The organism is Streptomyces finlayi (genome assembly GCF_014216315.1).
In the GTDB taxonomy this organism is placed as follows: domain Bacteria; phylum Actinomycetota; class Actinomycetes; order Streptomycetales; family Streptomycetaceae; genus Streptomyces; species Streptomyces finlayi_A.
In genome coordinates this window covers 1,095,704-1,117,764 of sequence record NZ_CP045702.1, presented here as the reverse complement: position 1 = coordinate 1,117,764, position 22,061 = coordinate 1,095,704, and the positions used below count along the sequence as shown (strand labels likewise).

Sequence of the window (22,061 nt, the reverse complement as noted above, 5' to 3'; positions counted from 1 at the left end):
CGGTATCCGTGATCAGGAAGGAGCCTCAGCCCCGCCGCACCCGCCCCGAGATCCGCCGGCCGATCCGTCCGAGGGTGCTCGGCCGGTTCCACGCCCGGAACGCGTCCGCGCGTCCGCTGCTGCCCGCGCTCTCCACGGCCTGCTCGACCTCCTTCAGGCGGGCGGGCGCGAACGTACGCACGGCAGGGCGCAGGACGTCGCGCAGCAGGGCGTCGGCCGTGGTGTTCCACGCCGGGCCCGCGTGCGGGTACGCCGTCCAGACCCCGAAGCAGTCGGCCGCGTAGACGGCGTCGGTGCGCAGCCGCTGGGCGATCCCCTCCGCCCGGGCCGCCCGATCGTACGCCGCCACCAGGTCGGCGTCCTCGCTGTGCACGAACGCGTACAGCTCTGCCTCCGGACGGCCATGGGCCAGCAGCCGTACGGCCAGGGCCCCGAACGCCCGCTCCCGGACGGCCGGTTCGACCGGTTCAGCCTGCGCGCACAGCGCCCTGGCCCGGTCCACCCAGCCTTCCTCGGCCACCCCGGAACCCACCTCCCGCGCGAAGTCCAGCAGCAGCAGCGCGCCCCGAACCCGCCCCTCGATCTCCTGCGGGAAGCCGCGCAGCAGGTCGTGCGTGAGTGCGGCGGCCTCCTCGTCGTCCGACGTTGCCGCGAGCGCCGCATCGACCAGCCGCGCCCACGTCCCGGCCGTCCGGTGCCCGTCCGACGTGGCCGCGTCGAGCAGCAGCCGGGCCTCTCCGGCCGTCGGCGCGCGGTCCCCCCACACCAGGCCGGCAGCGGTGCGCAGCACCATCGGCTCGGCGAACGGTGACAGCCCGGCCGCCCGCAGCACCCGGTGCCACACGGCCGCCCGGTCACCGCCCAGCGTCGTCCGCGCCCCGGCGGCCTCGGCGCACATCCGCAGATGCGGCAGCGACTGCGTCCCCGTGAACGGCAGCGTGACCCTGGCCAGCAGCCGTTCCACCGCTCCTGGATCGTCCGGCGCGATCCGGTCCAGCGCCCCGAGCAGCGCCGTCCGCACATCGAACTGTTCGTCCAGCAACTCCAGCAGCGCCGGCCCGAACTCCGGATCGTCCTCGGCCAGCAACGCGGGCGCCAACCGGCGTACGACCGAGGGCAGGAACTCCGTACAGTCCACGTCCAGCAGCCGCGCCACCCGCAGCAACTGCACCGTCCGCGCCACATCACCACTGGTCGCGGGCGTTCTCAGCTCCGCAAGGATCTCCGGGCCGAGCGCCGTCCCGATCGCCGCACCGTCCGGACCGGCGAACGCGGAGCGCCCGGGCAGCTCCCGTGAACCGTTCCCGCCGCGCACCGCTTCCGTCACCAGCATCGCGGCGAGCGGCGTGGTCGTCGTGACGGGCGCGCGCCCGTCCAACGCCCCGAACAGCCGTCCCACAGCGTCGAACTCGGCCCCGGTCCGGTCGTCGATGCCCGGTGACGTCAGCGACTCGACCAGTTGCCGCGTCTGTTTGGCATCCAGCGCGTACGGCCGCTCAGCGGCCCAGTCGGCGGCTGCCGCACGCTCGGTCGCGCCGAGGGTGATGCCCGCGCACAGGGCGGTCACGGCCAGCGGACCGGCGGCGAAGGGTTCCCCGGGAAGCTCGCTCGCCTCCCGGAACAACTCAGGCGCCCGGCTCCGCCAGATGCGGGCCGCGGTCTCCGCCCAGGCGTCACCGGAAGCCTGCTGGGGCCGGGCCCCGGTGCACGTGTGCACACGCAGCCCGCTGCCCTCCAACTCCCGCACGTCATCGGGCAGTACGCCCACAACTCGGTGCGGTGCGAGCCCCGGCTTGCGGGTGTACGTCGTGAACGTCAGCCGCTCGGCGCACTCCTGCGGCAGAGCAGCCCCGGCCAGTGCGATCCACCGCGCCACATCGGCACTCTGCCGCTCGACGAGCACGACCGGCGACACCGGCGGGCTCTCCTCGCTCACCCGGTGCAGATCGGCGAGGACGGACGCGAGCCACGGACTGCGGGAGACGGCGAAGTCGCCCAGTCCCTCACGCACGGCCCCGTGCCCCGGCGGAAGACTGCTCAGGGGATCGGGTATCGCGCCGCCGGGCGTCACGGACACCCACTGCGGGGACCGCCACGCATCGACCGGCAGCCGGCCGCCCGTCAGCCGCGTGTCAGCCGGCAGATGCACCGCATGGGCGTGGAACCGCACCGGAGGCGAACCCGTTCCACGCACGGGCACCGTGCGGCAGAGCAGCCGACTGCCGTCGGACAGCACACTGAAGCTGAACGCCTGCGGCAGCGACCAGAGTTGCGCATCGGTCGGCAGGAAGGGCACATCGGCCGGAAACTCGTAACCGATCAATGGCTCGATCTCGTCGAGCATCGCCGCCGAGATCCCGGGACCGACCGCCGTGTACCGCCCTCTTGAAGCCTCGCTCCCCGGCGCGGCGGAGGTGTAGTGCAGCTGTGCAAGGCTCATGCGTCGGCCCTCTTCGTCCCTGCCGCGAGCGTCCCCAGAATTCCCCCACGGCTGAGGGCGGGGGGAAGTCCCGCAGCCGTGAGGGCGACGCTATCAAGACGGGACGCACTGATGTGCGGTCTCAGGCTCCCGCGGCGTACGAGACGAAGCTCGTCCAGGAGCCGGGCGTGAGGGCGAGCTGGGGACCCTCGGTCACCTTGGAGTCGCGTACGTGGATGGTGTCGGGGCAGGTGGCGACTTCTACGCAGTCATCGCCGGACCCGCTGCTGTAACTGGACTTGTGCCAGGAGAGAGCTACTTCTACGCAGGAGTCGCCCGAGCCGCTGCTGTAGCTGCTCTTGAACCAGGTCAGTTCTGTGGTGCTCATACCGCTCCTCGCATCTGCCGCAACAGGCTCAGGGAGTCCTCCAGGGAGAGAGCCTGTGACCGCATCCTGGCATACCGCATCTGGAGCGTGCTGACCACTTTGGGGTCGGTGATGAGTAGACCGCTCTCCTGTCCCTCGCAGTAACCGAGCCATCGATTGTTCGGCGTTTCGCAGAGCTGCATGGGGCCGTGCAATCCGGCATGGTCGTGACGCTTGATCGGCATGACCTGAATCTCGATGTTCCGCAGCTCCGCCAACTCGATTACATGGCTGATGAGGTCACATGTCACAGTACGCCCGCCCGTCTGCCGGTCGAACAGATGGCTTTCGAGAATGAAGCTGTACGAGGTGTTCGGCCGCTCCCTCAGAAGTCGCTGCCGGTCCGTCCGTGCAGCCATCTGCACCTCGACCTGGTCGTCACCCAACGGCGGCAGCTGGTTCACGAACAACGTCCGCGCGTACGCCTCCGTCTGCAACAGCCCAGGGACCAAACGGCATTCGTACGTATAGAGGCTCACCGCCTCCGCCTCGAGCGTCGCCCACTGACGGAACCATGTGGCGAGCCCCGGCCGCCGGGACAGATGCCGTGCCGCTCCCCGGATCGCGCCGAACGCGTCCAGCACCACCTCCGCGCGTTCCACGAAGTCCGCGGGAGGGAAGCGGCGGCCCTGCTCGATGGAGGCGATCGTCGGCACCGAATAGCAGACCAGCGGTGCGAATTCCTCCTGTGTCAGACCGGCCCGCTTGCGGAACGCCTTGACGACCTCGCCGAACGCTTTGAGGCTGTCGGAGAATTCCGGCTCCCCACCGCTCGTAGCTCCACCCGTACTGCCCCCGATGTCGGCCATCTCCGGTCACCCTTCGCGCCTGTCCCCCAACCGCTCCAACCCAACTGATCCATCGTCACGTTCGGTGACCGGGCGTGTCTACCGTGTGTACCCGTACGCTGACCCAGCGTACGGGTCGCCGACCTGGCGCGTGGGGGCGTCACGGCGTCCGCGCGAGCCCGCGCAACTGGTCGACGAGGGCGTGCACGTCACGCCCCACAGGTCTGTCGCCGACGCAGTCCGCAGCCGTCGCGAGCGTGGGGCGGCATGCGCGGCACAGTCCGTCCGGGAGCGCCTCCGGGCGACCCGGGACGCCGCACGCGGTGCACTCCACCATCGTCCGGCGTACGGGAGCAGCGGTCGGAGTGGTCAGGCGCGGCGGCATCTTGTCGCGGAGGCGGCGGCGTACGAAGCCGCGCGGTACGTCCACCGCTTCGGGGAGCCCGGCGGTCAGGGCGTGGGCCAGATACTCCGCACTCGCACCCCGCGCCAGCCACTCCGCGGCAAGTCCCTCCAGGGCCACGCAGTCTTCGGCGGAAAGGGCCAAGCGGGCGTCTCGGCAACCGAGTTGGGCGAGCGCACGATAGGCGGGCGAGGGGGAGTGGCCGGGTTGCGGGGCAGGCGGCTCGACCGCAACGACCGCAACGACCGGTGCGGGCGCCGGTGCGGGCGCCGGGGTGGTTTCGCGCACCGCCGCCACCCCCTTGCCGTCCTCGGCGGCGATGAAGGCGGCCCACCACTCGTTGTCGCGCGCTGTGCGGGACCAGAACGTGCGGAAGACCCAGCGGACCTGGTCTCCCACGCCCGCCGGGCGTCGTACGCGCCGCAGGTGACCCGCCACCGACAGTGCGGTGAGTGCGGTGCCGACGGCCTGCTGACCGTAGCGGGGGAGCTGCTTGGCGAGGGTCTTGACCGTCATCGCGGCCCCCTCGGGCAGCCGGTCGACGAAGGACGCGATGTACCGCTCGCGCTCCGGCAGCAGGGCGAAGTCCTCGGCCTGGCGAGGGGCCTGGTCGGGGGTGGATCGCTTGCCGTAACCGGGCTTGGCCATCGGGTACGGCGACGGGGATGCGTGCGGGCGCAGGGCAGGGCTAATGTTTGTGGTAGCCACGGGATCGACCTTCTGATGTCTCGATCTTGCGGTGAGACCCCGGCCCGGTGCGCTAACACCGTGTCGGGGTCGTTTGTCTGTGTCTCGGCACCGTAAGCACCCGCGCGGGCGCGCCGCAAGCCGCTCCTGATTAGTCGTACTTGCGCGCCGTGACGGGTGGGGGAGGTGGGGTTGGTTTTCCTTAACCAGCTTTATTTACCCGGTGGTTGGGAAGAAGCTCGGGCCTCGCGTCTCGTATCCCGATGCCCGAATCCCGGGGCTTGAGCTTCGGGCCGCGCACCCTCCTGCGTACCCTCCAAAGAGTGAGGAACTCGGCCCGGGTCTCGGATCTCAGGTCTCGGGTCTCGGGATGCGAGCCCCGAGTCACGGTCCGTGACCCCGACGGTCCGGCGGTCGTACCCGTACGCGCACTCCGCGTACGGCCGCCCGATCTGGAGAGGTGGTCGGTGCGGCAGCCACGCTCGTCGTATGGAAGCACCCCCGGCAACCCATTGCCCCCGCTCAGTCCGTGAGTTCACCCAGCGCTTCAGCGCCACCCCGCGTGGCGCCCGCCTTGCCCGGCGGTTCGCCCGCTTCGAGCTGGACCGGTGGGGCATCCCGTACGGCGGCGATGTGTCCGACACGGCCGCGCTGCTCGTCGCGGAACTGGCGGCCAACGCCGCGATCCACGGCCGTGTACCGGGCCGGGACTTCGAACTCGTACTGACCCTGACCCCACGCGGCCCGGCGCTCAGCACGCTCGGCATCGAGGTCTCCGACACCCGCACCGAAGCCCGCCCGCCGTCACCCGCCGACATCGCCCCACCCCCGCTCGACGCGGAGACCGGCCGGGGCCTGGTCCTGGTCGATGCCCTGGCCGACCGATGGGGCGTGCGCGACCGCCACGGCGCACCGGGCAAGACGGTTCGCGCGGAACTGGACCTGCTGTACTGACCGCCGGTGTCCGGTTGGACGGGAAGACGGTAGGCGGTGGCCCTGTGGGAGTGATCGAGCGGCTGTGGGCGGCGGAGGAGATGCCGTACACGGATGGCCTGTACAGGCGGGACGACACCGCTCTGGAGCTGCACGTGCCCGGCCCCGGCGCCTATCACCCGGACGCCGGGCAGCCGATCCCCTTCCGCCTGGGGAAGCGGCTCGACGTGACCATCGCCCTGGCGGCGGACGGCACCACGGACGTGAACACCTATTTCGAGAGCCCGCTGCCGGACGGATCGGGATGGATGTCCGGCGGCGGGAGCGGTATGGGCAACGTCGGCTATCTCGCCCGCCTCGACGCGGACCGCGCCCTGCGATGGGTCGCCGTCATGTGCTACTCCAACCCGTTCACGGGAGTGAGCTACGAGGGTGCGACCGCCGTCTTCATGAATGACTGGCGCAACCTGCTGACGCTGTCGCCGACCGTCGATGTGGATGGGGAGTGGCCACCTCTTTCCACTCTCAACATGTAGCGCACCGAGGGCCTAGCGGCAAGGCCCCCGCCGTACCGCAGAATCGTCGGCCTGAGCCGTTGGGACTGAGGAATCGGGAGTCCGGAATGCGTGTGCTGTTGACGACGTACGGGTCGCGCGGGGATGTCGAGCCGCTGGTGGCACTCGCCGTGCAGGTGCGGGCCCTCGGCGCGGAGGTACGGGTGTGCGCTCCGCCGGACAAGGAGTTCGTGGACCTGCTGGCCGGTGTCGGCGTGGAGCTGGTGCCCATCGGTGCGCCGATGGGCACGATGGTGGCGCCGGGGTCACCGGCGGAGGCGGCCCGGCGTGTCGCCGAGCTGGCCGGGCAGTTCGAGCCCGTCACGGCGGCGGCCGAGGGGTGTGACGTGCTCCTGGCCACCGGGCTCGCGCATTTCGGCTCGCGGTCGGCGGCCGAGAAGCTGGGCATCCCGTACGTGTACGCGACCTTCTGCTCGTACCTGCTGCCCACACCGCACCGCGCACCGCCGCCCGCGCCGCTGCTGCCGGGGCTGGCGGCCCCGCCGGAAGGGGCCGGCAACCGGGCACTCTGGGAGCTCAACGCCCAGCTCTTCAACAGGCTGCACGGCGAGTCGGTCAACGCGCACCGGGAGTCGGTCGGTCTGCCGTCGGCGGATGACGTCTGCACGTTCATCTTCACCGGACAGCCTTGGCTGGCGGCGGACCCGGTGCTGGACCCGTGGCAGGAGACCGCCGACCTCGACGTCGTACACACCGGTGCGTGGATCATGCCGGACGAGCGCCCGCTCCCGGAGGAGTTGGTGGCGTTCCTGGACGCGGGTGCGCCACCGGTCTACGTGGGCTTCGGCAGTATGCGCGGCGTGTCCGAGGGCATCGCCGGGGTGGCGATCGAGGCGATCCGGGCACAGGGCCGCCGGGTACTCGTCGGGCGCGGCTGGGCGGAGCTGGGGCTGATCGACGACCGGGACGACTGTTTCGCCGTGGGTGAGGTCAACCAGCAGGCACTGTTCGGCCGGGTGGCCGCCGTCGTGCACCACGGCGGCGCGGGGACCACCACGACGGCCGCCCGCGCCGGTGCGCCGCAGGTGGTCGTACCCCAGGCGGGGGACCAGTCGTTCTGGGCGGGGCGGGTGGCCGACCTGGGTATCGGCGCGGCGCACGACGGCCCGACGCCGACCTTCCAGTCGCTGGTGGCCGCGCTCGGGGCGGCTCTGACCCCAGAAACCCGCGAGCGGGCGAAGTCGGTGGCGGGCGCGATCCGTACGGACGGGGCGGCGGAGTCCGCGAAGCGCCTGCTGGACACGGCGGCGGCCCGCTGAAGGAGTGAGGGACCGTACGACCTCAGGGAGCGAGGGAGCGTACGATCGTACACCCCCCAGTGTACGGTCGTACGCATGACGACGGAGACGGACTACTTCGCTGACGACCCGCGTACCAATCTGGAGCGGATGCTCGCGGGCGATCTCTACATCGCCGACGACCCGGAGATCGCCCGCCTCCAGCAGCGCGCCATGCGGCTTGCGGCGCGTTACCAGGCGGCGTACATCGAGGACACCGCCGCCGCCCGGCCGGTGCTGGCGGACCTGCTCGGCTCCGTGGGGGAGGGTGTCGACGTGCGCCCGCCGCTCCACGTCGACTACGGCAGCAACATCGCCATCGGGGCCCGCACGTTCGTCAACTACAACCTGACCGCGCTGGACGTCGCGCAGATCACCATCGGTGAGGACTGCCAGATCGGCCCGAACGTACAACTCCTCACGCCCACGCACCCCGTGGAGCCTCAGCCCCGGCGCGACAAGCTCGAAGCCGCGCTGCCGATCACGATCGGTGACAACGTCTGGCTCGGCGGAGGAGCGATCGTGTGCCCCGGCGTGACGATCGGTGACAACTCGGTCATCGGGGCTGGTGCGGTGGTCACGAAGGACGTGCCCGCCGACGTCGTCGCGGTGGGCAATCCCGCGCGGCCCGTCCGCAGCATCTGAGGCGTACGTCATGGCCACCGGACAGACCGATCCGCAGCGGCGCGAGCGGATCATCACCGCCACGCTGGACCTGATCGCCGACGACGGCGTCGCGGGTGTCTCCCACCGCAAGATCGCCACCCGAGCGGGGGTGCCGCTCGGCTCGATGACGTACCACTTCTCGGGCATCGAGGAGCTGCTGCGGGAGGCGTTCACCGGGTTCGCCCAACATGTCGAGGTCGTCTTCGCGCTGCACCTCGGGGGCGCCGACACCACCGACCAGGCCCGCGAGGCGGTCACCGACCTCATCCACACACTCTCCGAGGGCCCACGCCGCGATCTCGTCCTCGCGCAGGAGCTGTACACGCTCGCGGCCCGGCACGTGGAGTACCGGTCGCTGACCCAGGCGTGGATGCGGCGCAGTCGTCAGCTGCTGGAGCAGCACTTCGACGCGGACACGGCTCGCCAACTCGACGCGCTGATCGAGGGGATGACACTCCACCGCGCCCTGGACGACGCACCCCACGACCGCGCGTTGACATGCCTTGCGGTGGCGCGGCTCACGGCCGCCGCATAGGCGGCGTGCACAGACAGCCCGTGGGGCGCGGCCCTGACACCGCGCCTCACGGGCGTACGGGCGAACGGCCGGACCGGCGGGTCATGGGCCACTAGGGTGCGACGATGGAACGAGTAGCCGATGTGGCCAAGAGCCCCGCGCAGCCCGCAGAACCGGCCCGGGCGAACGACTACGACAGCTTCGCCGAGGCGTACGCGGTGGAGAACGAGAACGGCCTTCTGAACGCGTACCACGAGCGGCCCGCGATGGTGGCTCTCGCCGGAGCCGTGGCAGGCCGCCGAATCCTGGACGCCGGCTGCGGATCGGGCCCCCTGTCCGCCGCACTGCGCGACCGCGGGGCCGTCGTCACCGGCATCGACTCCAGCGCCGGAATGCTGGCGTTGGCCAGGCGCCGGCTCGGTGACGACGCGGATCTGCACGTGGCCGACCTGAACGACCGTCTGCCGTTCGCCGACGGCGCGTTCGACGACGTGGTCGCGTCGCTGGTGCTGCACTACCTGGAGGACTGGGGGCCGACGCTGGCCGAGTTGCGGCGCGTGCTCAGGCCCGGTGGCCGGCTGATCGCATCGGTGGACCACCCTTTCGTGGCCTATACGATCCAGGAGCCCCGGCCCGACTATTTCGCGACCACCAGCTATACCTTCGACTGGACGTTCAACGGACAGTCCTTCCCGATGAGGTTCTGGCGCAGGCCGTTGCACGCGATGAGCGACGCCTTCGCCGCCGCCGGTTTCCGTGTCGCCGCCATCAGCGAGCCGCAGCCGGACCCGGCCGCCCGTGAGCTGTACCCCGAAGGTTTCCAGGCTCTTTCGACCAGGACCAGCTTCTTGTTCTTCGTCGCCGAGGTACCGCCGTGCGCTGCGGGCTCGGACGAGTGAGGCCTGCGCCGAGGAGATGCTCGAACGGGTGTGTGTGGAGCCGTTGTTGACCGTACGCTACTTTGTTGGAGGCAGTCAGTGAGGTGTTCTCAGTGAAATGGCACCGAGTCAGCCTCGGTCAGTCGGCCCGTACTCGGGCGGCGGAGAGGTTGTCGAGAATCGATGAGACTGTCTGGACCGGCGTTTGCTCCGACGTGTCCAGCCAGAGCCCGATACGCGGCGTCTCCTCGCGTAGAGTCCGGTCGAGGGCGTCGACCGTCCAAGCGGCGCCATATCCGGTCTTCGGGCGCTGAGCTTCCCTACTCTGCACGGTTGCCGTGGAAGGAGCCAGCACGACAACGTACAGGGGTCGTGTACGCACCCTGGCGACATACCCGTCCAGGTCTTCCCCCAGGACGATGTCCTGCACGACCGCGGTCCAACCGTGGTCCGCGTACTCGTCGGCCACCAGCGCGGACAGCCGGTAGCGTAGTTCCAGTTGGGCTCTGGCCTCGGCGGTCTTTTCCGGCAGCAGTTCCTCCCGGCCGGACACCACCATCCGTCGGAAGACGTCGCCGCGCACGTGGGCGGCACGAGGCAGCTGCCCGGCCAGCAATTCCGCCACGGTGGACTTCCCCGCCGCCATGACGCCGGTGATCAGGACGACTGCGGAACCCAGTTCGATGCCCACGGGGACCTCTCGTGTACAGACGGCGATCCGGCCGCTGGGTTGCGGATTCTGCGTTGCGTTCCACGCTACGAAGAGTCCGCAAGTGCTCCCTCACTACGCCGCACCGCACCGCAGCGCACGCGCCGCACACAGCACAGCGGGCCCGACACCGTACGGTGTCGGGCCCGCTGTGCGTTCGCGCGTGGCCGGGTGCCGTGGTCGGCACCCCGTCTCGGACGTCAGGAGTGGGAGCCGGCCTTACGACGGCGAGCGACGAACACCGCGCCCGCGCCGATCGCCACGGCCGCGCCGCTCGCGAGGGCGAGCTGGGACGTCACGGAGGACGAGCCCGTGGCGGCGAGGCTGCCACTCACGGGGGTTGCCGACGCGCCGCTCTGCGGCCTGAGGTCCGGGGTGGCCGGTGCGGTCGTGCTGGGCTTGGCGTCACCCTTGCCGGGCTTGCTGCCCGCAGCGGCGATGAGGAACTCGTACCCCTCCAGGTCCGGGTTTCCGCCGCAGGTTCCGTCCTCGTTGAAGTAGTCACCGGCGACGAAGGTGACGCCGTTGCCCGCAGGGGCCGAGGCATCGATCGCCAGGCGCATCTTGACGTCGGCGTGGGCGCCGGCCTTCAGCGGGCTGATGGCGTCCATGTAGTTCTTGTTGTCGATGGTCTTCCACGTCGAGGACGAGTCGGAGGTCCACTGCAGGCGCACCAGGTCGTCGATGTCGTTGAGCCCGCTTCCGTCGGTCGCGTGGACATAGGCGAACGGCAGGACCTCGTCCATCGTCTTGTCGGTGCCGTTGGTCACCCGGAGGTTGAAGGTGACCTTCGTGCCGGCGACGACCGCGGACGGCAGACCCGTGACGACCGTGGTGAGCTGGGGCTCCGGGACGCAGGCATCGCCGTCCTCACCACCCTCGCCCTCCTCGGCCTCCTTCTTCGCCTTGGCCAGCGCCTCGTCGGCGGCGGTCTTGTCGGCGAGCGCCACCTTTACGGCGTTCTGCGCCTGACCCAGCGTCCGGACCGCGGCGACCAGCTCGTCGTCACGCGCGTCCACGGCTTCCACCACTGCGGCATCGGCAGCCGCCTTGGCCTCACCGGCGATTACCGCGGCGGCTTCCGCCTCCGTGAGAGCGGTCGTCAAGACGGCCCTCTCCTCGGCGGTGGCCGTGTCCGGGAGGGCGTCGACGGCGGCTCGGGCGTCGACGACCGCCTGGTCGGCGTCGGCCTTCGCGGTACCGGCCGCTGCCGCAGCGGCCTTGGCCACCTTCACTGCCACGGTCAGGGGAGCGGTGTCGGAATCGAGCGCTTCCAGAGCCGCGTTGGCGGCACTCTCGGCCGCTACGGCGTCTTCGTAGGCCGCCTTCGCTGCGGCGGCGGCCATCTCCAGCTCCGCGATGGTTGGCTTCTCCTGCGTCTGCGCTGCCGGCTTGCCATCGGCGAACGCGGGGGTGACCGACAGCAGGAGGACGGGTGTGGTCACCGCGGCGGCGACGGCTGTGGCAAGAATCCGGCGAATCGTCACAAGAGCCCTTCATGGTCCGAAAGAAGAGAAGAGGGGTCGCTGCGGAATGGGACACGCAGATGCGACTGGAACTGATCGTATGGCTGAGGCAGCGGTCGGCCACCACGAATTCTTCACCTGTCCCGGGGGCGCCATCACGCGGGGGGCAGACAGAAATGACGAAAGGGTGCAGTTGCTTTCGCTGTCTGCACTTTCGCTGTGAGGAACGCCACATGCCATGGGGGGTATGCCTCAAGGCAGTTGAGCCGATGACAGAATCGCTGTCCGCAGGGTCAGCGCATTCACGTAGCGCATTCACGTAGCGCATTCACGTAGCGCAGGGACGGCACGCAGGGACGGCACGCAGGGACGGAACCCATGGTCGGCTTCGCGGTCCGGCAAGGCGGGCGACGAAGCGCGCGCTATCCGACCTCGGCGATGACCACCATCGGCGTGTCGGCGTCGGCCCTGTGCGAGAAGGGCGCCCCCGGGGGCCCACAGTGCGGAGCGGCCACAGCCGGTCCACGCGCCGGCCGGACCGACGTGGTTGGCCACGACGACGTACAGACCGAAGTCCTTCGCGATGCCGGGATACACCGCCGCCAGCTCTTCCACCCCACCGCCCGTGCCGTACAACGAGCTGGCCAGGTGCACCTGACACCCGTCGGCGGCACCACGGGAGACCAGCGCGGAGAAGTGGTTGTCGAAGCACGTGGCCAGGGAGAAACGAAGCCCTCCGAGCTCGAAGCGCCCGTCGTGCCGTCCTGCCGCGAATACGCCCTGCTCGTGCGCGAACAAGTGCTGTTTGCGGTACGTGGTGATCAGTTCGCCGTCGGCCCCGAAGACGAGCGTCTCGACGGCAGCTCGCTCACCGCCGGTGGCAGCGGCACAGTTCACGACACCGGCGACACCAGACGCCCGGACCGCGTCCAGGCGTGGATCGTCCGCCCGCACCCACAGATCAGGGCGGGCGGACACGGCTTCGAGTTCGTATCCCGTGAGTGCCAGCTCAGGGAACACCACCAGCTCGGCACCCTGTACACGCGCCTCGGCGGCGAGGGCGGCCATCTGCCGGACGTTCGCCGGAACGTCAGCCGGGACGCAGGTGAACTGGGCTGCCGCGATCTTCATGGAAGTCAGCATGGCACCCACCGAAGAGGAGCTCGCCACCTGCCACTACGCGTCCCGGTACCGGTCACTGACCTCAGGGCATCGCTGGAAGCCCGCTGACATGTAGGTGGCGAAGGCGCCGGTATGGGAGCTCGGGCGCAGACGATCGCGCTCGACGAGCCGAGCGTCCGCAGTGCGGCTGCCGCGGCGACAGTGATCGCTCCGCCGTGACCATGACGGCGATGCTCCCGGTGCACGCCCATCGGTTCGAGCAACCGGGGTCTGCCCGGACCGGCCGACCACACCGTCACCGCCGCCACCGCGTTGTCACGGCCGTCGTACGCGACCAGACGCCGGGCGTCCGCGAAGGGCTCTCCGGCTGGCCTCGTGTGCCGGCTCACCAGCCCCGAGAGGTCGCGGCGCAGCGGCGTCCACGCCCAACGACGCGCCGGTCGAGCCGAGTTCCCTGGCCGCCGGTATGCCCGACGCGGTGACGTGAGGAGGTTTGCGCCGGCAACCGGTTGAAGCCGTCGCGCCGTGACTGACGCCACCACCCACCGGGGGTCGCCGCGGAGCGGGCGGGTGATCGTTCGTCACAGTTCCGTTGTCAGTGCCTCCCCATAGTGTGAAGACATCACTCGGAGAGCCTCGGAGAGGGAGCAAAACGTGTCCGCCAACAAGATCCAGCACAAGGTGAATCACGTCGCGCTGGTAGTGGACTGTTCAGGTTCCATGCGTCAGCACCAGAGCCAACTCGTCCGGGTCGTCGACGAGTTCGTGGCAGGTCTGAAGTCCGAGTCGGACAGCCTCGGCCACGAGACCAGGATCAGCCTCTACTCCTTCGACCACCAGGTGGAGAACCTGGTCTGGGACATGGACGTGAAGCATCTGCCGTCCATGCGAGGCCTCTACAGAGTCAACAACGGCGCCACTGCCCTCATCGAGGCTTCTCTGAAGTCCCTGGACGACCTCGGCCACATCTGGGAGGAGTACGGCGAGCACAGCTTCCTCCAGATCGTGGTGACGGACGGCGAGGAGAACGCCTCCGGCGGAGACAGGCGACACGACGGCGACATGGCCGTGCTCGGCCCCTGGCTCGACAGGATCGCGGCGAAGATGGGTGCGCTTCCGGGCCACTGGACGTCAGCGATCCTCGTCCCGAACTCCCTGGCGAAGCGCACCGCCCAGAACTACGGATTCCCGGCCGGGAACATCGCGATCTGGGACGCGGATTCCCAGGAGGGCGTCGAGGAGGCGATCGGCACGGTGCGCGCTGCCGCCACCAGCTTCCTCCGCGGTCGCGAACAGGGAGTGCGCGGCACGAAGAATCTGTTCGCGGTCGGTCAGGACATATCCGTCGACGACGTACGGGCCAACCTCGAACCGATCCCGGCCGACAAGTACCGCCTCCTGAAGGTCGACACGGAGGTCGAGATCCGCTCCTTCGTCGATTCGCACCCGGGCGTGACGTACGAGCGCGGAGCCTGCTACTACCAGCTGGGCACCCGAGTTCAGGTCCAGCCCGACAAGGAGGTCATCGTGGTCGAGAAGGACACCGACCGCGCGTACACGGGCGATGCGGCGCGCAGCCTTCTGTTCGGTACGGGGGTCCGGGGGACCGTCTCTGTGAAGGCGGGGACCAACCCCAAGCTGGAGGTATACGTGCAGAGCCGTTCAGTGAACAGGAAGCTCAAGGCGAAGACGCGTCTGCTCATCATGCTCTGAGATTGTCGTTCATGGTCCTCGCCCCGGGGCGCGGACGGGCGCGGGACGGGCGCCTGGTACTCGCGGCGGGTTACGCGATCCGGCTGGAGCCGGGTGCCGACGTCGCGGCGGTCACAGCCGGCCAGGTTCGCGACGTCGGCGAGCGCCTGATGGCCGCCGGACAGTGGAGGCCCGGTGACCTCGATGCCCTCCTGGTCCTGGACGCCGGTTACGACCTCCAGCGACTGTCGTTCCCGCTGACCGATCTGCCGGTCGAGCTGCGCGGGTTCAGGAGCTCCGCATGAAGTACCCCTGCCTGCCTGCCGGCCCGTGCACCCGAACCCACCAAGCCCGGCCCAGGCCGCCGCCCGGCACGAAGAACCGCAGACGGGCCACCGTTCAGGCCCTCGGCAGGGTGCTCGAATCCGGCGAACCACACTCACACCGCAGCCATCAGGAGAAGGGCACCAAGCGCAGACGCGTCATGCGGGGAGTGACCAGCTCGGTATTCCTGGGTCAGGTGCGGAGCAGTGAGGCGTGGATGCGAGCGATCGCCCGCAGTACCTCGTCGCGGTTCTTGGCTTGCTGTATCCATGCTGGCAGACGGGCCACCACGGTCATCTTCCGGCCGTGGTCGTGCCAGGGGATCCCTTCACGTAGGGGCGCCCGGACGAATCGTCCGATCAGGTCCAGGTGTTCCAGGTTGTAGGCCCAGACCCACCCGTGCCGGGTCTCGGTCTGCAACCACAGACGGACGCCGAAGTACGGGTCCGTTGCCGGCTCGTTCGGGTCCCGGTGCAAGGCCACACCTCCACGACCCCGGTTCTTCGCCGTCCCGCAGTGCCGGCAGACGAGACGCCGTGGTGCGAAGAGGTCGGGGTCGTGCACTCCGGCCGGGTCTGGCGCTGTCCCGACGTGCGCAACCTTCTCGCAGCCGGGGCAGCGCACGAGGACAGACTCGAGGAAGTCGCACTTCGTGCTGCGCGGGTCCCGGAACCGATGGCGTGTGGAGATCGGACTCATCAGACCAGTATGCGAGTTAGGCACCGAAGGCTCCCACAGGATGGATTTCAAGCTGAGATCCCGCACGGCTCGAAGGCCGGTCGAGCCGGTCGAGCCGGTCGAGCCGGTCGAGACACGACCGGGCCGCTTGAGCCCTGCCCGGCGCGACGCGCGGGCAGGCGAAACAGGACGGGGCCGACCGGATTCGAACCGGTGTCCTCCCACATGCTGTGAAGGCGCGACGACCACTGCGCTACGGGCCCCATCCCGCTCTCGACCATACGGGCCGCCTGCACGCTCCACCGTTGAATTGTTGTGGGTGCGACGACGGATCGTCCAACCCGTCACTGATCCGCCAGCCACCGCCGCAGAGGCTACGCAGCCGACACGACGGAACAGGTCCTCACCTACATGTTCGCGGCACAGCGCTACAACAGGTGCGAGGTGGAGGGTGGGAGGTGCCGCCAGCGACACCTCCCACCCTCCACCGCAGACTGGTTTTCGCCTCGGTGCGTGACCCCCGCGCCACGGATCCCCCGCCGCGAGTGTGACGAGGCCCGCCATCGGCGGAGCGCCGAGCGCAGCGCCTAGGGTTCCGCTGTGAACGACACGGCACACCCCCGCTGTATCAGGCCCGGCAGCGCGGCGGACGTCCAGGCCATTCTCGGCATGCTCGACTCCGCGGTGGTCTGGATGAACGAGCGTGGCAATACCGAACAGTGGGGCACGGCGCCGTGTTCGCAGAGGCCCTGGCCCGGCGGAGCGGCGCGGGTCGAGCGGTAGACGATCGAGAACTCAGCGTACATCGCGGAGTTGGAGGGAACGCCGGTCGGAGCCCTCGTGCTGGATTCCGGACCGAGCCCGCAGATGCCCATCGTGCCGGCCGAGGAGCCCGAGCGGTACGTCAGACTGCTCGTCTCGGACCGGCGGTACGCCGGTACGGGCGTCGGTGCGGCCTTGCTGGATCATGCCGCCGAGGAGACGCGGCGGGCAGGCGTGGAGCTGTTGCGGGTCGACTGCTGGGCGGGTGGCGGGGGTGAATTGGTCGCGTTCTACGAGCGCAACGGTTTCACCCCCACCGACCGCTTCGTGTCCGAGAGCTGGCCCGGCCAGGTGCTGGCCAGGCGGATCGGCTGACCGCGCAGACACGACGCTCAGCCAGACGGTGCGTTCCCTGGAACGTCCCCCGGAACGTCCTTCGGTGCGTCCGCCGCTGATCAGCAGTCCTGCGGCGAGCGGGCCGAGGATCGCCGGCAAGACTCGCACCCTCCCGCCTTGCGGACGTTGCGTTGCGAGCAACGCAACGGAGAGTCCACAGGATCGGGGCGGTCTCTTCGTCACGACCACCTGCTGGCGATGCGTCTGCGTCGGACGCGCCTCCCGCAGGCCGACTGCCGTTCAGTCACCACGATGTCGATTCCGCAGACCCGGGCTGCGACGGGAAGGGGCGCACCGAGCACCATGACACCCAGCGCGCCGGCCAGCGCGCCCGCCAGCGCGGCAAGGACACCGTGGAAGAGCAAACAGTGGTCCGGCGGTGAGCCCGGCGACGAGAGTCAGCAGCGCGAACATGCGCACCCACGTCTCCTCGTCTCAAGTCCATATCCGGATGGACACCCCGGCGACCATCAGCGTCATGAACCAGAACTCGGCGCCGAACAGGCACCCCAGTTGAGACTCGGCGCTATGTGACGCGGGTCACAGGAACTGGTCGGCGTGGGCGGACAAGTCAGAAGGTGAACTACTCGATGCATGCGCGCATCCGCGCGGGGGACCCGGAGGCCTTTCGGGAGTTGTTCCGCGACCACGCCCAGTTGATCTACCGGCACGCCGTCCGGACCACCGGAGACTGGGCGGCAGCCGAGGACATAGTCTCGCTGACCTTCCTGGAGGCATGGCGGCTGCGCGAGAAACTGCGGGACGAAGGCGACAGCCCGCGGCCCTGGCTGATGGGCATCGCGGTCAACGTGCTGCGCAACACCGGGCGCGCGGCGCGGCGGCACGAGCGAGCACTGACCAGACTGCCGCTGCGTGACACGCTTCCCGATTTCGCGGACGAACTGGTCGGAAGGATGACCGACTCCGAGGAACTGGTCGCGGCCAAGGCTGCCATGGGGCAGTTGCGCAGGGGCGAGCGCGAAGTGTTCGCCCTGTGCGTGTGGTCCGGGCTCGGTTACGCGGAGGCCGCCGAGGCGCTCGGAGTGCCGGTCGGTACGGTTCGCTCCCGCCTGTCACGGGCGAGGAGCCGGCTGCGCAAACTGACGGACGGGGAACTGCGCCGTCGTCGGAAAAAGATGGAACGGGTCGGGGCGGGCGGACAAGTACAGAGTGACCGCATCGATGCGGTCCGGTCGAAAGAGGAGAGGCACCGATGAATCGCACCCCTTGGCGGCGGCGCCCAGAGCCGCTCGACCATGCGGAGCTGGCGGGTCTGCTGCCGGTGCCGGGCGATCCGGTGCTGTCCCACGACCGCATGACCATGCTCGAGGAGCACCTGATGAACGAGATCCAGCAGGCGCATGCCCGGAAGTCCGCACAGACAGGTACAAGTCCGCTTCCAGACGCAGGCGCAGGTACGGAGACAACGGCAGGTACGGAGACGCGCTCTGGCCGGCCTCGCGGTGCCGGCCGGCGGGCCGCGCTGATCGGGGTGGGCGTAGCGGTGGCCGTGCTGGCCGGTGTGGCCGGCGTCGCCCAGTTCACTGGTCAGGGCCGGAGCGAGGCCGCCGGTCCGCCGGACGAGTCGGTGCCCGCGTCGGTCGTCCAGGCGGGACAGGGCACGACGCGAGGGCTGACCAGCACGGTCGCCCTGATCTCGGGAGCCGCGGCGCGCGAGAAGTTGCCCGAGCCGAAGCCTGACCAGTTCGTCTACATCAAGAGCCAGGTCTCCTGGCTGGCGGAGAGCCAGGACGCCGACGGGAAGTCCGAGACCTATGTACAGAAGCCGCATTCCCGCCAGGTGTGGATGTCGCCGGACGGGCGCAGGGGCTGGCTCATCGAGCCGGGCAGCGGCACGACGTCGCGGGAGGGGCTGACTCTGGACGACAACAGGGAGGCACCGGCCGCGAGGCCGACGCTCGGCGCGCCCAGCTATGACTACCTCAAGACCCTCACCACAGACCCCGACGAACTGCTGAAGAAGATCTACAGAGAGACGAAGGGGCAGGGAAACGGTCCGGACCAGCAGGCGTTCACGACGATCGGTGACCTGGTGAGGGAGCAGGTGATGCCGGCGGAGCTGACATCCGCGCTGTACCGGGCTGCGGCGAAGATCCCGGGTGTCATGGTCGTGGAGAAGACGACCGACGCGGTGGGCCGTCAGGGGATCGCCATAGCCCGGACCGACGAGAACTCCGGCGACCGTAGCGAGTGGATTTTCGACCCCAAGACGTTCAGTTACTTGGGGGAGCGCACGGTGCAGATGCGCGACAGGAGTGGCATCAAGGCCGGCACGGTGATTGGGCACACGGCCATAACGGAGCGGGCGATCGTCGACGAGATGAAGGAGCGCCCGGGCGCCCGCAACAAGATCTGAGGGGCCGGGAGGGAGCCGGGGGCTGGAGTCGGGGCGCGCGCTGAGCCCGGGGCGCAGCCGCTTCCCGAGCGGCCGGGGGTGAGAGTCCCCGGCCGTCCAGGTTCCGGCTTTCTGAGCCGACCACTCGCAGGCCGGCACGCCTAGATCAGCGGCTCGATCCAGATGTTGCGGTAGCGGACCTTGCTTCCGTGGTCCTGGAGGCGGACGGGGCCGGGCGTCGCGGTTTCGGGGGCGCCGCCGCCCGTCGGGGCGGTGACCTGCGGTTCGAAGACGCGGCCTCACATACCAGGGCATCACCCCGGCCCCTCTCCTTCGACACCGTCCACCAGGTGCGGCCCGAGCCGGGGATCTTCCGCTACCGGATCGAGGACGGCGACGCCTGTTCCTCGGCCCGTACGCCGAGGTCCGAGCACCGCGGCCGGTGACGAGCGGTCCTGCGCACGGCGTGAAGCGGAGCTGCGGGGGCGCTTAAGAAATCCTCGATGGACCTGCGGCGCGGGGTGCGGCAGATTGCTTCCTGACGGCAGAGAGTGGGGCGCGGAGCCGGACGTCCGACGCGCACCGGCTACCTGCCCTACCTCATGTCTTCCCCGGGCCGCCGGCTGTCTTCCCCACGCTTGCGGCCCGGGGTACTCAACGCCGTACCAGGCACAGGGAGCCGCAGCCGTGAAGGCACTCGTGAAGCAGAAGGCCGAACCGGGGCTCTGGCTGATGGACGTGCCGGAGCCGGAGATCGGTCCCGGTGACGTACTCATCAAGGTGCTCCGCACCGGCATCTGCGGCACAGACCTGCACATCCGCGCCTACGACGGCTGGGCCCAGCAGGCCGTGCGCACCCCCCTCGTCCTGGGCCACGAATTCGTCGGCGAGGTCGCCGAGCTCGGCTCCGACGTCGTCGACATCAAGGTCGGCGACCTCGTCAGCGGCGAGGGCCACCTCGTCTGTGGCAAGTGCCGCAACTGCCTGGCCGGCCGCCGGCACCTCTGCCGCTCCACGCTCGGTCTCGGCGTCGGCCGGGACGGTGCGTTCGCCGAGTACGTCGCGCTGCCCGCGTCCAACGTCTGGGTGCACCGGGTCCCCGTCGACCTCGACATCGCCGCGATCTTCGACCCGTTCGGCAACGCCGTGCACACCGCCCTGTCCTTCCCGCTGGTCGGCGAGGACGTGCTGATCACCGGTGCGGGACCGATCGGCATCATGGCCGCGGCCGTCGCCCGCCACGCCGGCGCCCGCAACGTGATGATCACCGACGTCAGCGAGGCCCGCCTCGAACTGGCCCGGAAGGTCGGCGTGAGCCTCGCGCTCAACGTCGCCGACGAGACCATCGCCGACGGACAGAAGCACCTCGGACTCCGCGAGGGCTTCGACATCGGTCTGGAGATGTCCGGCCGGCCCGAGGCGATGCGCGACATGATCGCGAACATGACGCACGGCGGCCGGATCGCGATGCTCGGACTGCCCGCCGAGGAGTTCGCCGTCGACTGGTCCCGCGTGGTCACCTCGATGATCACCATCAAGGGCATCTACGGCCGCGAGATGTACGAGACCTGGTACGCGATGTCCGTGCTGCTGGAGGGCGGACTGGACCTCGCCCCCGTGATCACCGGACGATACGGCTACCGCGACTTCGAAGCGGCGTTCGACGACGCGGCGAGTGGTCTCGGTGGCAAGGTCATCCTCGACTGGACCGCCTGAACCACGCGCCCCGAGTCCAGCCACCGACGTATCCAGCTACGAGCCGGGAGACACCCCAGATGTTCGACTCCGTACGTGACGACGTGCGCACCACCCTCGACGAGATCAAGGCAGCAGGGCTCCACAAGCCCGAGCGCGTGATCGGCACACCGCAGTCCGCGACCGTCGCGGTCACCTCCGGCGGACGCCCCGGCGAGGTCCTCAACTTCTGCGCCAACAACTACCTCGGCCTCGCCGACCACCCCGAGGTGGTCGCCGCCGCGCACGAGGCACTGGACCGCTGGGGCTACGGGCTCGCCTCGGTCCGCTTCATCTGCGGTACGCAGGAGGTCCACAAGGAGCTGGAGCAGCGGCTGTCGTCGTTCCTCGGCCAGGAGGACACGATCCTCTACTCCTCCTGCTTCGACGCCAACGGCGGTGTCTTCGAGACCCTCCTCGGCGCCGAGGACGCGGTCATCTCCGACGCCCTCAACCACGCCTCGATCATCGACGGCATCCGGCTCTCCAAGGCGCAGCGCTTCCGCTACGCCAACCGCGACATGGCCGACCTGGAGCGGCAGCTCAAGGAGGCGTCCGGAGCCCGGCGCCGGCTCGTCGTCACCGACGGTGTGTTCTCCATGGACGGTTACGTCGCTCCGCTGCGCGAGATCTGCGACCTGGCCGACCGCTACGACGCCATGGTCATGGTCGACGACTCGCACGCCGTGGGCTTCGTCGGCGCCGGCGGGCGTGGCACCCCCGAGCTGCACGACGTGATGGACCGTGTCGACATCATCACCGGCACCCTCGGCAAGGCGCTCGGCGGCGCCTCCGGCGGCTATGTCGCGGCCCGCGCCGAGATCGTCGCCCTGCTGCGCCAGCGCTCGCGTCCGTACCTCTTCTCCAACTCGCTCGCGCCCGTCATCGCCGCCGCCTCCCTCAAGGTCATCGACCTGCTGGAGTCCGCGGGCGAGCTGCGCGACCGGCTCAACGCCAACACCGCGCTCTTCCGGACCCGGATGACCGAGGAGGGCTTCGACGTCCTGCCCGGCGACCACGCCATCGCCCCCGTCATGTTCGGGGACGCGGCGAAGGCAGGCCGGATGGCGGAGCTGCTTCTCGAGCGTGGTGTGTACGTGATCGGGTTCTCGTACCCGGTCGTTCCGCAGGGCGCGGCACGCATCCGCGTGCAGCTGTCCGCCGCGCACTCCACGGACGACGTGAACCGTGCCGTGGACGCGTTCGTCGACGCGCGGGCGGCGCTGGACGCGTAACGGATCCGGCCCGGGGCTCC

General features: G+C 69.7%; 19 protein-coding genes, 1 tRNA gene and 4 pseudogenes. 13 read left to right on the top strand and 11 right to left on the bottom strand.

The annotated features are described in order from the left end of the window. Window positions 1-25: 25 nt before the first annotated feature. The 4 genes from F0344_RS05300 to F0344_RS05285 all read right to left on the bottom strand — a co-directional run bounded on the left by F0344_RS05300 (window position 26) and on the right by F0344_RS05285 (window position 4,745). Window positions 26-2,440: a GTPase-associated protein 1-related protein gene (locus F0344_RS05300; RefSeq protein WP_185297663.1), complete on the bottom strand. Its 2,415-nt coding sequence runs from the start codon at window positions 2,438-2,440 to the stop codon at window positions 26-28. A 121-nt stretch (window positions 2,441-2,561) separates the two neighbouring features. Further along, window positions 2,562-2,807: a DUF397 domain-containing protein gene (locus F0344_RS05295; RefSeq protein ID WP_185297662.1), complete on the bottom strand. Its 246-nt coding sequence runs from the start codon at window positions 2,805-2,807 to the stop codon at window positions 2,562-2,564. After that, window positions 2,804-3,655: a helix-turn-helix domain-containing protein gene (locus tag F0344_RS05290; protein ID WP_185297661.1), complete on the bottom strand. Its 852-nt coding sequence runs from the start codon at window positions 3,653-3,655 to the stop codon at window positions 2,804-2,806. Before F0344_RS05290 ends, F0344_RS05295 begins: the two co-directional genes overlap by 4 nt. A gap of 139 nt (window positions 3,656-3,794) precedes the next feature. After that, complete coding sequence (locus F0344_RS05285; RefSeq protein ID WP_185297660.1) at window positions 3,795-4,745, bottom strand: MarR family transcriptional regulator; 951 nt, start codon at window positions 4,743-4,745, stop codon at window positions 3,795-3,797. A gap of 468 nt (window positions 4,746-5,213) precedes the next feature. Here F0344_RS05285 and F0344_RS05280 point away from each other — a divergent pair, with 468 nt between their 5' ends. The 6 genes from F0344_RS05280 (at window position 5,214) to F0344_RS05255 (ending at window position 9,588) form a co-directional block, all read left to right on the top strand. Continuing rightward, window positions 5,214-5,678 (top strand): ATP-binding protein, encoded by a 465-nt coding sequence (locus tag F0344_RS05280; RefSeq protein ID WP_185297659.1) that lies wholly within the window; start codon window positions 5,214-5,216, stop codon window positions 5,676-5,678. Between the two features lie 44 nt (window positions 5,679-5,722). Then, window positions 5,723-6,193: a hypothetical protein gene (locus F0344_RS05275; protein ID WP_185297658.1), complete on the top strand. Its 471-nt coding sequence runs from the start codon at window positions 5,723-5,725 to the stop codon at window positions 6,191-6,193. A gap of 86 nt (window positions 6,194-6,279) precedes the next feature. After that, the gene (locus F0344_RS05270; protein ID WP_185297657.1) at window positions 6,280-7,491 is read left to right on the top strand and encodes a glycosyltransferase; all 1,212 of its coding nucleotides are present in this window, start codon (window positions 6,280-6,282) and stop codon (window positions 7,489-7,491) included. Between the two features lie 75 nt (window positions 7,492-7,566). Next, on the top strand, window positions 7,567-8,154 hold the full coding sequence (locus F0344_RS05265) for a sugar O-acetyltransferase (protein ID WP_185297656.1): 588 nt from the start codon (window positions 7,567-7,569) through the stop codon (window positions 8,152-8,154). A gap of 10 nt (window positions 8,155-8,164) precedes the next feature. Beyond that, on the top strand, window positions 8,165-8,710 hold the full coding sequence (locus F0344_RS05260) for a TetR/AcrR family transcriptional regulator (RefSeq protein WP_185297655.1): 546 nt from the start codon (window positions 8,165-8,167) through the stop codon (window positions 8,708-8,710). Window positions 8,711-8,814: 104 nt separating this feature from the next. Continuing rightward, the gene (locus F0344_RS05255; RefSeq protein WP_185297654.1) at window positions 8,815-9,588 is read left to right on the top strand and encodes a class I SAM-dependent methyltransferase; all 774 of its coding nucleotides are present in this window, start codon (window positions 8,815-8,817) and stop codon (window positions 9,586-9,588) included. Window positions 9,589-9,706: 118 nt separating this feature from the next. Here the strand turns inward: F0344_RS05255 and F0344_RS05250 are convergent, their stop codons facing one another. From F0344_RS05250 to F0344_RS35430, 4 genes and pseudogenes are all read right to left on the bottom strand, one after another. Beyond that, window positions 9,707-10,258, bottom strand: coding sequence for an AAA family ATPase (locus F0344_RS05250; protein ID WP_185297653.1), 552 nt, complete (start codon window positions 10,256-10,258; stop codon window positions 9,707-9,709). 218 nt (window positions 10,259-10,476) lie between these two features. After that, window positions 10,477-11,763 (bottom strand): LAETG motif-containing sortase-dependent surface protein, encoded by a 1,287-nt coding sequence (locus F0344_RS05245; RefSeq protein ID WP_185297652.1) that lies wholly within the window; start codon window positions 11,761-11,763, stop codon window positions 10,477-10,479. Between the two features lie 401 nt (window positions 11,764-12,164). Next, window positions 12,165-12,873, bottom strand: a pseudogene (locus tag F0344_RS05240) (carbon-nitrogen hydrolase family protein). A gap of 45 nt (window positions 12,874-12,918) precedes the next feature. Further along, window positions 12,919-13,286: pseudogene (locus F0344_RS35430) on the bottom strand (GNAT family N-acetyltransferase); the annotation flags it as partial. A 232-nt stretch (window positions 13,287-13,518) separates the two neighbouring features. Here F0344_RS35430 and F0344_RS05235 point away from each other — a divergent pair. Then, window positions 13,519-14,577, top strand: coding sequence for a vWA domain-containing protein (locus F0344_RS05235; RefSeq protein WP_185297651.1), 1,059 nt, complete (start codon window positions 13,519-13,521; stop codon window positions 14,575-14,577). Window positions 14,578-14,579: 2 nt separating this feature from the next. Next, the gene (locus F0344_RS05230) at window positions 14,580-14,861 is read left to right on the top strand and encodes a hypothetical protein (protein WP_185297650.1); all 282 of its coding nucleotides are present in this window, start codon (window positions 14,580-14,582) and stop codon (window positions 14,859-14,861) included. Window positions 14,862-15,072: 211 nt separating this feature from the next. On the opposite strand, the gene F0344_RS05225 is transcribed toward F0344_RS05230, so the two are convergent. Next, on the bottom strand, window positions 15,073-15,579 hold the full coding sequence (locus F0344_RS05225) for a hypothetical protein (protein ID WP_185297649.1): 507 nt from the start codon (window positions 15,577-15,579) through the stop codon (window positions 15,073-15,075). Window positions 15,580-15,748: 169 nt separating this feature from the next. Continuing rightward, window positions 15,749-15,822, bottom strand: a tRNA-OTHER gene (locus F0344_RS05220). A 336-nt stretch (window positions 15,823-16,158) separates the two neighbouring features. Here F0344_RS05220 and F0344_RS05215 point away from each other — a divergent pair. The 3 genes and pseudogenes from F0344_RS05215 to F0344_RS05205 all read left to right on the top strand — a co-directional run bounded on the left by F0344_RS05215 (window position 16,159) and on the right by F0344_RS05205 (window position 19,093). Continuing rightward, a pseudogene (locus tag F0344_RS05215) lies at window positions 16,159-16,695 on the top strand (GNAT family N-acetyltransferase). Window positions 16,696-17,306: 611 nt separating this feature from the next. Next, window positions 17,307-17,933, top strand: coding sequence for an RNA polymerase sigma factor (locus tag F0344_RS05210; protein ID WP_185297648.1), 627 nt, complete (start codon window positions 17,307-17,309; stop codon window positions 17,931-17,933). Continuing rightward, window positions 17,930-19,093: a CU044_5270 family protein gene (locus F0344_RS05205; RefSeq protein ID WP_185297647.1), complete on the top strand. Its 1,164-nt coding sequence runs from the start codon at window positions 17,930-17,932 to the stop codon at window positions 19,091-19,093. The genes F0344_RS05210 and F0344_RS05205 overlap by 4 nt, the downstream gene beginning before the upstream one ends. Before the next feature lie 140 nt (window positions 19,094-19,233). On the opposite strand, the pseudogene F0344_RS36725 reads toward F0344_RS05205, so the two are convergent. Continuing rightward, window positions 19,234-19,350 (bottom strand): annotated as a pseudogene (locus tag F0344_RS36725) (family 16 glycoside hydrolase); the annotation flags it as partial. 409 nt (window positions 19,351-19,759) lie between these two features. Here F0344_RS36725 and tdh point away from each other — a divergent pair. Then, window positions 19,760-20,788 (top strand): L-threonine 3-dehydrogenase, encoded by a 1,029-nt coding sequence (tdh, locus tag F0344_RS05190; RefSeq protein WP_185297645.1) that lies wholly within the window; start codon window positions 19,760-19,762, stop codon window positions 20,786-20,788. 59 nt (window positions 20,789-20,847) lie between these two features. Then, window positions 20,848-22,041 (top strand): glycine C-acetyltransferase, encoded by a 1,194-nt coding sequence (locus F0344_RS05185; protein WP_185297644.1) that lies wholly within the window; start codon window positions 20,848-20,850, stop codon window positions 22,039-22,041. Window positions 22,042-22,061 lie beyond the last annotated feature (20 nt).